Source organism: Pseudomonas arcuscaelestis (genome assembly GCF_016881005.1).
GTDB lineage: Bacteria > Pseudomonadota > Gammaproteobacteria > Pseudomonadales > Pseudomonadaceae > Aquipseudomonas > Aquipseudomonas arcuscaelestis.
Genome location: NZ_JACOPV010000023.1, coordinates 74,379 through 86,863, shown reverse-complemented (window position 1 = coordinate 86,863; position 12,485 = coordinate 74,379). Strand labels below are relative to the sequence as shown.

2 protein-coding genes are annotated in these 12,485 nt (G+C 62.7%); both read right to left on the bottom strand.

What is annotated here, in order from left to right; translation table 11 throughout:
• On the bottom strand, positions 1-4,564 hold a 4,564-nt coding region (locus tag H8F21_RS27260; RefSeq protein WP_413243053.1), incomplete at its 3' end, for an amino acid adenylation domain-containing protein.
• Positions 4,564-12,462 carry a non-ribosomal peptide synthetase gene (locus H8F21_RS27255; RefSeq protein WP_203585708.1) on the bottom strand — a complete coding sequence of 2,633 codons (7,899 nt, stop codon included), beginning with the start codon at positions 12,460-12,462 and terminating at the stop codon, positions 4,564-4,566. The genes H8F21_RS27255 and H8F21_RS27260, both read right to left, overlap by 1 nt.
• Positions 12,463-12,485 lie beyond the last annotated feature (23 nt).

The following is a 12,485-nucleotide window of genomic DNA, read 5'->3' as shown; positions in this document are numbered from 1 at the left end:
TGGTGCTGTGCTCGAACAGATCGCTGGCGTAGATCAACGCTGCCGTCAGCCCTTGGTCGCTATCCTGGGTTTCCAGGGTCAGGTCCAGTTGAGCCGTGCCGGCATCCCATTCCAGGGCCTCGACGCTGAGCCCCGGCAGTGACAGGGATTGCGCTTGGCGACTGGCGCTCTGGTGGTTGTACATGGCCTGGAACAGAGGGTTATGACTGAGGCTGCGCTCCGGGTGCAGCGCCTCGACCAGTTGCTCGAAAGGCAGCGCCTGATGTTGCTGGGCTCCTAGCGCTGCTTCCTTGGCTTGCTGCAGCAATTCAACGAAGGCATCGTGGCCGCTGAAGTCGGCCTTGAGCACCTGGGTATTGACGAAAAATCCGATCAGTCGCTCGGTTTCCAGGCGGTCGCGGTTGGCGATCGGTACGCCAACACGAATGTCGTCCTGGCCACTGTAGCGGTGCAGCAACGTCTGGAACGAAGCCAGAAGCAGCATGAACAGGGTGACATCCTGGGCGTGGGCCAGCTGACGCAGTTGTTCGACCAACCTGTCGTCCAGTCGCATATCCACCCGGCCGCCTCGGGCGCTCAAGGTTGCAGGACGTGGGTGATCGGTTGGCAATTCAAGTACGCCTTGGGCCCCCGCCAGATGGGCTGTCCAGTAATGCAGTTGGCGATCGCGCTCACCGCCTTCCATCCACTGGCGCTGCCAACCTGCATAGTCGGCGTATTGGATCGTCAGGGCTGGCAAGTCGAGCGACAGCCCCTGGGTAGCGGCGCGGTAGTGTTGTACCAGTTCCTCGACCATCACCTGCATCGACCAGGCATCGGAAACAATATGGTGCTGGACCAACAGCAGAACATGCTCGTCGTGGTCGGTGTGCAGCAGATTGACCCGCAGCAAAGGACCTTGGCGCAGATTGAACGGACGCTGGACCTGGGCCGCGACATAATCACGGATCTGTTGTTGCTGATCGGCGCCGCGCTCCAGGTGCTCCACTGTAAGATTCAGCGTTTGCGCCTCGGCAATGTGTTGTTGCGCACGACCGTCGCTTTCAACGAAGGTGGTACGCAGGCTTTCATGCCGGGCCAATACACGATTGAACGCCACTTCCAGGGCTGCACAATCGAGCGGGCCGCGCAATCGCAGCGCCGCAGGAATGTGATAGGCGGCGCTTTCGGGGTGCAGTTGCCAGAGGAACCACTGGCGCTCCTGCGCGTAGGACAATGGCAGCGATTGACTGCGGTCGGCGGGGCTCAGTGCGGGCTGTTCGGTGGCGGTACTCTGACCGAGGGCCAGACAGAAGGCTGCAAGGGTGTTGTGTTCGAACAGGGTGCGCAACGCGACATCGATACCCATCTGCTGGCGGATACGCGACCTGATCTGGGTCGCCAGCAGGGAATGACCGCCAAGCTCGAAGAAGTTGTCGGTAAGCCCGACCCGCTCGACGTGCAGAACGTCTTGCCAGATTGCGGCGATCTGTTTTTCCAGGGCGCTGTGCGGTGCGATGTACTCACTCTGCGTCAGGCTGGTATCCGGCTGTGGCAACGCCTTGCGATCGAGCTTGCCATTGGTGGTCAGCGGCAGGCGTTCGAGCAGTAGCACATGTGCGGGGACCATGTAGTCGGGCAGCGACGCCTTGAGCCGGGCCTTGAGCTCGGCGACCTCCAGTTGGGCATCGTCGGCCACCACGTAGGCCACCAGTTGCGCGCCGCTGGGGCCAGGTTGCGCCAGCACCACTGCATCGCGAATGCCGTCGAGGGCTTGCAGGCGCGCCTCGATTTCACCCAGCTCGATACGGAAACCACGAATCTTGACCTGATGGTCGATACGGCCGATGTATTCGATTACCCCATCGGCAGTGCAGCGCGCCAGGTCACCGGTTCGGTACAGGCGGCTGCCGTCATTGTCGAACGGGTTGGGAATGAAGCGTGTGGCAGTGAGATCGGCGCGGTTGAGGTAGCCACGGGCAAGGCCCGCGCGACCGACATACAGCTCACCGATGCAATTGTACGGCACCGGGTTGAGCTGGGCGTCGAGCAGGTACCAGGACAGGTCCGGGATCGGCTCACCAATCGGGCTGACGCTGGCCTGCTGCAGGTCGGCGCACGACAACGGGCGGTAGGTGACGTGCACGGTGGTTTCGGTGATGCCGTACATGTTGACCAGGCGCGGGGCCTGGTCGCCGAAGCGCTGGAACCAGGGCGCCAGGCTGCCGACATCGAGGGCTTCGCCGCCGAACACCACATGGCGCAGGCGGTTGTCACGCTGCAGGTTCTGCTCGGCGCAGGCCACATGCATGAGCTGGCGGAACGCCGATGGGGTCTGGTTGAGGACGCTGACGCCTGCGTCGCACAGCAAGGCGTAGAAGTCGTCCGGGGCACGCGTGGTGTCTTGAGGCACGATCAGCAGGCGGCCGCCATGGAGCAGGGCACCGAAGATCTCCCACACCGAGAAATCGAAGGCATAGGAGTGGAACAGGCTCCAGACATCGTTGTGGTCGAAGCCGAACCAATCCTGGGTGGCGTCGAACAGGCGCAGCACGTTGCGGTGCGGCAACAGCGTGCCTTTGGGCCGGCCGGTGGAGCCTGAGGTGTAGATGACATAGGCCAGGTTGTCTGGGCTCAGGGCAACAGCCGGGTTGTGCTCGGGCTGTTCGGCAAAGCTCGCGTCGAGGGCGACGGTTACTAGCCCTTCGGGCAGTGGCAGGTGCTGGAGCACCGCCGGTTGCCCCAGGAGCAGGGCGATGCCGCTGTCTTCGATCATGTAGGCCAGGCGGTCCTCGGGATATTGCGGGTCGAGCGGTACATAGGCGCCGCCGGCCTTGAGGATGGCGAGGATAGCCACAAGCATGTCGAAGGAACGCTCGCAGGCCAGGCCGACCAGGTGGTCGGGGCCGACGCCCTGGTTGATCAGGTGATGGGCCAGGCGGTTGGCGCGACGGTTGAGCGCCTCATAACTCAGGTGCTGGCTTTCAAAGGTCAACGCAATGGCCTGTGGACGCAGAGCGGCCTGGCGCTCTATCAAGGTGTGCAGGCAGCGCTCGACTTCGAAGCGGCGCGGCGCCGGGTTCCACTGAGCCAGAATCGCCTGTTGCTGGTCAGGGTCGAGCAACGTCAGCTCACCGATGCGTTGCTGCGGGTTGCGGGCAATGGCACGCAATAGATTCAGCCAGTGACTGGCCAGCAAACATGTATCTTGCGCATCAAACAGATCGGCTGCATAGATGAACGAGGCCGACAGGCTCTGCTCTGATTCGTAGGTGTTGAGGGCCAGGTCGAACTGCGCGGTCTGGTTGTGCCACTCGATTGCTTCGACAGCCAATCCCTGTATCTGCCCGGACGCCGCTACGGCGCTGACCGGCGCGGCGCTGATGTGGTTGTAGACCACCTGGAACAGAGGGTTGTGGCTCATGTTGCGCTCAGGCTGCAGGGCATCGACCAGTTGCTCGAACGGCAGGTCCTGATGGGCCTGGGCACCCAGGGCGCGCTGCTTGACCTGCAGCAGCAGGTCGCTGAACGACAGCTCGCCATGCAACTGCGCACGCAGCACCTGGGTGTTGACGAAAAAGCCGATCAGCCCTTCGGTTTCTGCCCGGTTGCGGTTGGCAATGGGCACGCCGACGCGAATGTCGTCCTGGCCGCTGCAACGATGCAGCAAGGCCTGGAACGAGGCGAGCATGAGCATGAACAGGGTTACCCCTTGCTGCTTGGCCAAGGCCTTGAGCGCCTGACCCAGTTCAGCGTCCAGCTCTATCTTGTGCAACGCGCCGCGATCACTGCGTACCGGCGGCCGTGGGCGGCTGGCGGGTAGCTGCAGTACCGGCTGTTCATCACCCAGTTGTTCGCGCCAGTAGGCTAACTGCTCTTCGCGGCCACCGGCTTCCATCCAGTGGCGTTGCCACAGTGCGTAGTCGGCATATTGGATCGGTAAGTCGGGCAGGGTCGTGGGTTGCCCGGCACTTTTCTGGCTGTAGCCGGCGATCAGTTCGCGGACCATCACCTGCATCGACCAGGCATCGGAAACGATATGGTGCTGCACCAACAACAAGACATGGTCGTCGGCACCCAGGCGCAGCAACTGCACGCGTAGCAACGGCCCGTTCTGCAGATCGAACGGCCGGGCAATCTGTTCGGCGATGTAGGCATCCAAGCGGTCAGTGGTGTCGTTGCCAGTAGCGGGTAGCGCCAACTGCTCCATGACAATTCGGCCTTCGGCCTCGACCACTTGCAGGCGTTGGTCACCCTCTTCGACAAAGCGTGTGCGCAGGCTTTCGTGACGCATCACCAAAGCATCGAAACTGCCCTGCAAGGCCGGCACATCCAACGCACCGCGCAAGCGCAGAGCGGTTGGCAGATTGTAGGCACTGCTGCTGGGGTCCAGCCCCCAGAGAAACCATTGCCGCTCCTGGGCGAACGACAGCGCAATACGATCAAAGCTGTCGCGCGTCACCGGGATCGGCAGGCGCGCGATGTTCACGCCTTTGCTGACCATTTGCTGGTAGAGGGTTTTGCGCTGGGCTGTGGGCAACTTGATAAAGCGTTCGATCAAGTCAGACAGGGCTTTGCTTTGCATCATTGAGTCTCCAGCACATCGAGCAGATCGAACAGATCGGTCAATTCGTTTTCAGTGGTTGGCGCCGCCGGGGACGGCAGGCGCCGAGCGAAGTCCTCCAGGCTGGTGCTTTCGAACAAGGCCGCCAACGGCGCCTCGATTGCCAGCTCCAGTTGGATGCGCGAGGTGACCTGGGTGGCCAACAGCGAGTTGCCGCCCAGGGCGAAAAAATTGTCATCAAGACCGATGTACTCGGCCTTGAGCACGGTTTGCCAAATGCTCGCCACGGCGTGTTGCAGTTCGCTTTGCGGCGCGCGGAAAGCCTGTTGCGGGCCTTGGGTTTCGAGGCGGGCCAAGGCCTTGCGGTCGAGCTTGCCGTTGGCGTTGCGTGGCATCTGTTCCAGCACTTGGTACAGGCCGGGGTTCATGTACACCGGCAGGCGGCGCTTGAGAAATGCACGCAGGTCGTCGAGGTTGTTACTGTCGGCCTGTGCCAGGGTTTCCAGGGTGAGGAACGCCACCAGTTGCTTGCCCAAGGCCTGTTCGATGACCAGCACCGCGGCTTCGCGAATGCCGGGGAACTGGCTGATTTGCGCCTCGATTTCGCCCAGCTCAATGCGAAAGCCATTGACCTTGACCTGCTGATCGACCCGTCCCAGGTACTCCAGGGCGCCGTCTTCCTTGCGTCGGCGCGCCAGGTCGCCGGTCTTGTACAGGCGTTCGCCCGCCAGCAAGGCGAAGGGGTTGGGCACGAACACGCTGACGGTCTTGGCCGGATCGGCACAATAGCCGCGACCGACGCCGACACCGGCAATGCAGATCTCACCCACTGCACCGTCAGGCACGGGGCACAAGTAGTCGTCGAGCAGGTACAAGCGGTTGTTGTCGGTGGGGTAGCCGATGGGGATGTAGGTGCGCTCGGTGGCCGCTTGATCGATCTGGTAGAAAGCAACGTCGTCGGAGCATTCGGCCGGGCCGTAGGCGTTTACCAGCGGAATGCGCGGATAACGCTGCAGCCATGCCGCCGCGGTTTCCGCCGGCAGGGCTTCGCCGGTGGGCAGCAACCAACGCAGTTCGGTGAGGGTGCTGTGCTGTTCTTCGAGCAGGGCATGGATCAGTGCCGGGACAATCTCCAACACGCTGACGTGCTGTTCTTCAAGCTCTGCCAGCAGCCGCGCCGGGTGCTTGGACACCTCATCGGGAATGATGCGTACCTGCGCGCCGCACAGCAGCGCGGTGAGGAACTGCCAGACCGAAATATCGAACGACTGCGACGCGGTCTGGGCGATGATGTCGTGCGGGCCCAGGCCAAGGTAGGGCACCTTGCTCAATTGGTTGTTGAGCATGCCGGCCTGTTCGACCATCACGCCCTTGGGCAGCCCGGTGGAGCCGGACGTGAAAATCACGTAGGCAAGGCTGTTGCCTGCGCTGAAGATGCCCGGGCGGGTTTCGCTGTAGCCGCCATCGAGCACGTCTTCCCAGACCAGCAGCTGCACCGGCTGCGCCAGGCCTGCCAGCAATGAGCGGGCGCGCTCGAGGTAGCGGGCAGTACAGATCAGCGCCGGGGTGCGACTGGCCGCGAGGATGTTGGCAATACGTTCGTCGGGGTGGGTTGGGTCCAGCGGCAGGTAACCGGCGCCGGCCTTGAAAGCGCCGACGATGGTCGCCAGCAGTTCCAGACTGCGGTCGGCCAGCAGCGCCACCGGCTGGTCCTGCGTCACACCATGGGCGAGCAGGGCATGGCCAACGCGGTTGGCGTGACGGTCGAGAGCGTTGTAGCTCCACACGTCGTTCTGGCAACTGGCGGCGGGCTGCTCGCCGTGCTGGTCGACCTGCGCTTCGAACAGCTCGATGAACGAACGGTCCAGGGCATGGGCGACCGCAGTCTGGTTGTGCTGCACAATCCAGTCGTGATGTTCGCCGTTTTCCAGCTGCGTCACCTGTTCAAGCGGTGCCTGCAACTGCGAAGGCAGGCTCACCAGCAGTTGCTTGAATTGCGCCAACAGTGCATCCATGGTTGCGCGGTCGAAATAGCGCGTGTCATACGACAGGTGCAGGCCGAGTTGCTCGCCAGGGTAGACCACCACGGTAATCGGGTAATTGGTGTGGGTACGCGATGACTCGGAGATCACCCCCATGTCCTGCGCATCGGCACCCACCGAGGCGGCCATCGGCGCGTTCTCGAAGACAAACAGGCTGTCGAACAGTTGCTGGCCTTTTTGCAGTTCGCTACAGGCCTGGATGTTTACCAGCGGCAGGTAGTCGTATTCACGCAGCGAGACGTTGGTGTCGAGAATGGTGTGCAGCCAATCCAGTGTGCGGGTGCGCACGTCCGGGGAGGGCAGCTTGATGCGCAGCGGCACGCTGTTGATGAACAGGCCGACGGTATCCTGCATTTGTGGAATATGTGCCGGACGTCCGGAGACGGTTACGCCGAAGACAATATCGCGGGAGCGGCTGTGATGATGCAGGGTCAAGGCCCATGCAGCCTGGACGAAGGTGTTGACGGTCAGCCGTTGCTGGTTGGCCGCTTCCTGCAGTCGCATGCTTTGCTCATTGCTCAACCAGGTGTAGTTGTCGTCGATGACCGAATGCGCCGCGCCACTGATTTGCGGGCGGTCGGTGGGCAATGGCGTGGCCTGCTCCAGCCCCGCAAGCTGCGCTTGCCAGAAGCCCTGCGCGGCCTCGCGGTCCTGGCCCTGCAGCCATTCGATGAAATTGCGGAAGCGATACGGCGTGGCCAGTTGGCTGGGCCGACCTTCGCGGGCCGCGTGGTAGATCTCGAAAAAGTCTGCCATCAGCAACGAACGGCACCAGGCATCGATAAGAATGTGGTGGTTGCTCATGACAAAGCGGTGAGTCTGGTCGGCAAGTTTGATCAGCTTGAAGCGGATCGGTGGCTCCTTGGCCAGGTCGAACCCCGTTTCGCGCTCTTCGCGCAGCAGTTCGATGATGCGCGGCTCGGCCTGCTCCAGGGGCAGATCGCTAAGGTCGAGCAATTCAACCTTGACCGGGGTGTTGCGATGAATCACCTGCAGCAATTGGCCACCGGTGTTCCACAGAAACGAGGCACGAATCGCTTCGTAGCGCTGCACCACTTGCTGCCAGGCTGCATCGAACAAGGTGTAGTCGATGCTTTCGCCGATGGTGTAGCACTCTTGCATGAAGTAGATGCCCGAGTGCTTCTCCAGCAAGGTATGCACCAGCAGACCTTCCTGCATGGGTGACAGCGGGTAGATATCGTCGATGTTTCGCACGGCAATCGGCAGGGCGTCGAGCTGCTGTTGGCTGAGGGTCGCCAGCGGGAAGTCCGAAGGGGTCAGGCCCAGGTGCTCGCCGCTGCTGCAGTGTTCGATCAGTTGTTCCAGCTCTTCACGGCAGAACTGTGCAAGTTGTTCCACCTGAGCCTCAGCGAACATTTCGTGGCTGAAGGTCCAGGCCATGTTCAGGCGGTTGTCGTAGACCTGGCTGTTGACCGTCAACCAGTTGCCGAGCGGGGTGTCATGGCTCTTTTCATCGCCGACGGCTTCACCGCTGGGGGCGAACAAGGCGCCGTTGTCGCTATCGAAGCTGCCGTCGAACTGGCCCAGGTAGTTGAAGGTGATACGCGGCTGCGGCAACGCCTGGAGTTGCTCGGCAATCGTGGCGTCACCCAGATAGCGCAAGGCGCCGTAGCCGATACCTTTGTCTGGTACCGCGCGCAATTGCTCCTTGATGGTCTTGATCGCATCCCCCATCGCTGCCTGCGGCGACAGACGCACCGGGTACAGGCTGGTAAACCAGCCGACGCTGCGGGTCAGGTCGATATCATCGAACAGCGCTTCACGGCCATGGCTTTCCAACTGCACCAGCACCTGTGACTGGCCGCTCCAGCGTTGTACTGCACGTGCCAGGGCAGTCAGCAGCAAGTCGTTGATCTGCGTTCGATAGGCTGCAGGCGCGGTGTGCAACAACTGGCGGGTGTGGGCCTGGCTCAACTGCACACCGAGCGTTGCGGCGTGGCGGCCAAGCAAGCTGCCGTTGGGGTTGTTGCAGGGCAAGTCGGGGTTCAAGCCTTGCAACTGCGCCTGCCAATACCCCAGCTCGGCCTCCACTGCGCGGCTGCGGACATGTTCACCCAAGCGTTCGGCCCAAGACTTGAACGCGCTGGTCTTGGCCATCAACTTCGGCGCCTGACCGTTGCGCAACTGCTGGTAGACCTGCTGCAAGTCGTCGAAGAGGATGCGCCAGGACACGCCGTCGATGACCAGATGATGGACCACCAGCAGCAGACGCTGGCTGCCGTCGGCCAGGCTCATCAACACCGCGCGCAGCAACGGTCCGTCGCTGAGGTCGAGGCTGCGTTGCGCTGCATTGCTCACATCGAGCATCGCTTGTGCATCGGCGACGCTGCGCTGCCACAGCAGTGTCGAGTTATCGGTCAGCGGCGTGTGAATGGCTTGCCAGCGGTTATCCACCTGGGTAAAGCGCAGGCGCAAGGCATCGTGGTGTTCGACCAGCGCTACCAGGGCGCTATGCAGGGTGTCTGCATGCAACGGGGCTGTCGGTTTGAGCATCACCGACTGGTTCCAGTGCTGGCGCTGCTCGATAGCGCTGGCAAAGAATGCATGCTGGATCGGCAGCAACGGCGTCGCGCCAAGCACCGGGCCTTGATCGGCTTGCACGGCGCTTTCACCCCAGTGCGCGACTTGGGCCAGGCTTTGAATGGTCTGGTGCTTGAACAGATCCTTGGGCGTGAAATGAATGCCGGCCTGGCGGGCGCGGCTGACGACCTGGATGGACAGAATCGAGTCGCCGCCCAACTCGAAGAAGTTGTCGTTGACGCCGATCTGCTCAAGTTTGAGCACCTCTTGCCAGAGACGGCTGATGTGTTGCTGCATGGCGTCACTTGGCGCCTGATAGGCACTTTGGCCGTGACGGCTATCCAGCGCCGGGAGCGCGCGGCGATCAAGCTTGCCATTGGGCGTCAGTGGCAGGCTGTCGAGAAACAGGTAATGGGCCGGCACCATGTAATCCGGCAGGCGCTGCAGCAGGGTTTGGCGCAGTGATTCACGCAGGCTGGCGGCGCTGTGCGGGTCGGGCACGTGTGCGCCAGCAAGGTAGGCCACCAGTTGCGGCCCGTTGCCGCTCGGTTGGGCCAGTACCGCAGCTTCGACGATCCCGGCCTGCTGCAGCAGGTGGGCCTCGATCTCGCCCAGCTCAATACGCAGCCCCCGGATTTTCACTTGCTGATCGATCCGGCTCAGGTATTCGAGCGTGCCGTCGGCACGCCGGCGGGTGAGGTCGCCGCTGCGGTACAGGCGCTCGCCGCTGGCGCTGAAAGGATCCGGTACGAAGCGCTCGGCAGTCAGTGCCGGGCGCTGGTGGTAGCCACGCGCCAGGCCCGCGCCACCGATATACAGCTCGCCAGCGCCGCCTTGTGGGCAAGGCTGCAGTTGCCGATCCAGGACGTGCACGCGAACGTTGTCGATCGGCAGGCCGATCGGGGCGATGGCGCCGTCGAGCGATTCGACAATGCTCTGCTGGCAGCTGTCGATGGTCGCTTCGGTCGGGCCATAGAGGTTGACGATGCGCCCCCGCCACAACGCCTGTAGTTGCGCTACCAGCCCCACCGCCAGTGCTTCGCCGCCCAGCAGCACCAGGCGCAGGCTGGTCAATTGTCGAGCATCGGCCTGGCTCAGCAGGGCTTGCAGCAGCGACGGGGCCATCTGCAGGACAGTGATGCGCTCGGCGCCAATCTCCTGCCAGAGCAGGGACAGATCCTGGCTCAGGGCCGGGCTGGCCAGCTGCAGTTGGGCGCCGTTCTGCAGCGGTAGCCAGAATTCCCACACCGAGGCGTCGAAGCTGATCGCGGTCTTCTGTAGTACCCGATCGTCGGCTGTCAGCTGCAGTGACTGTTGCATCCAGGCCATATGGTTGGCCAGCGCCCCGTGACGCACCTGTACGCCCTTGGGTTGGCCGCTGGAGCCTGAGGTGTAGATCATGTAGGCCAGGTGTTCGGGGTCGACCGTCACCTGCGGCGCTGTCTCGGCGTAGCCGCGCAATGGCGCGTGATCGCTGTGCAGGTACACCGCCTGCACACCCTCGGGCAGGCGCATGCTGTGCTGCTGGTCGGGGTGCAGCAGTACGCGCTCAACAGCGCTGTCCTGCATCATGTAGGTGAGGCGTTCAGCGGGGTAGTTCGGGTCCAGCGGCACGTAGGCGCCACCGGCCTTGAGAATCGCCAGCAGGCCGACCACCAGCTCGACGCTACGCTCCAGCGCCACGCCGACGAACACATCGGGGCCAACGCCCAGTTCTATCAGGTGATGGGCGAGACGGTTGGCGCGGTTGTCGAGCTCGGCAAAAGTGAGGGTTTGCCCGTGGCAGGCAACGGCCAGGCGCTGAGGCGTACGGGCGGCTTGCGCCGCAACTTGCAGGTGCACGGCGGGCAGGTCTGGACGCGGCACGGTGGTGTCGTTGCCACAGGCGAGTAGCGCCTGTTGCTCGTTGGCGTCGAGCATGGGCAGTTCGCCAATGGCGCGTTGCGCCTGGGTGATCAGGGCGTTCAGCAGGTTCTGCCAATGCCGCGCCAGGCGCTCGATGCTGGCGCAGGTGAACAACGTGCTGTCGTACTCGAAACTGGCCTGAATGCTACGGGGGTTGTAAGCAATATCCAGGGAGACATCGAACTTGGCTTCCTTCTGCCCCAGCGGCAGAAAGTCCAGCAACAGGTCGGCGAAGTGCAAAGGCGCTTGCTCGCCGCCCGCCACGCGCCAGTTGAACAGGGTCTGAAACAATGGGTTCGCTTCGCTGCTGCGCTGAAGTTGCAGGTCGTCGAGGATCAGTTCAATGGGATAGTCGGCATGCTCCAGGGCCGCCAGCGACTGTTCGCGCAGCGCTTGCAAAAAGCTCAGCACCGATTGCCTGCCGTCGAGTTGCGCGCGGTAGATCTGGCTGCTGACGAAGTAGCCCACCAGATCCTGGGTCTGAGCCTGGTTGCGGCTGGCATTGGGCACGCCGACGGTGAAATCGTTTTGATTGGCATAGCGGCCCAGCAGCAGTTGCCAGGCGCCGAGCATCACCACGAATGGGGTCAGCCCGTGGGCTTGGCAAAAGCTGTTGAGACCTGCAACCAGTGGCGCCGGCAGGCTCGCGGTAACCGTGTCGGCGAGGGCTACACGGCCATCGATGCGAGGCCGATCCAACGGCAGGTCCAGCGGGGTGATCTCGCCACCAAGGTAGTCGCGCCAGTAGCGCGCAGCCTTGGCATGTTGGGCGGTGGTGGGGTAGTCCTGGCGCTGCCAGCGAGCATAATCGCTGTACTGGATGGCCGGCCGTGGCAGTACTTGATTGTGACCTTGCACTGCGCTCTGGTAGGCGCGGCTCAGGTCCTGCATGAGGATCGGGTTGGACCAGGCGTCGGAGACAATATGGTGCATGTTCAGCAGCAACACATGCCGGTCCTCGGCCAGGCGAATCAGGTTGGCGCGAATCAATGGGGCGCAGCTCAGGTCAAAAGGTTTTCCTGCCTCGGCCGCGAGCTGTTGTTGCAACTGAGTGTCGCGATCGAGCGGGCTCAGTGTCGAAAGATCATGGTGATGAAGGTGCAGTCTTGCCTGCGGGGTAAGCACCTGCATGGGCTGGCCGTCGATTTCCTCGAAACGGGTTCTGAGGATGTCATGGCGCTCAACGACCTGCTGCAGGGCCGACTCCAGCGCATACCCTCGTAGTTTGCCCTTGAGCAGCAAGGCCCGTGGCAAATTGTAGGCTGAACCCTGCGGCGCGAATTGCTGTACGAACCACAGGCGTTGCTGGGCAAACGACAGGGGTTGAGGGGCTTGATCGGAACGGGCGGCGATGGCGTCCGGGGCGCCTGCTTCGTCGGCCATGAGCAAGGCCAGCAGGTCATCTTCGGGGAGGGAGTGCTGTGGATTCATCATCGATCTCGTCGCCGTCGGCA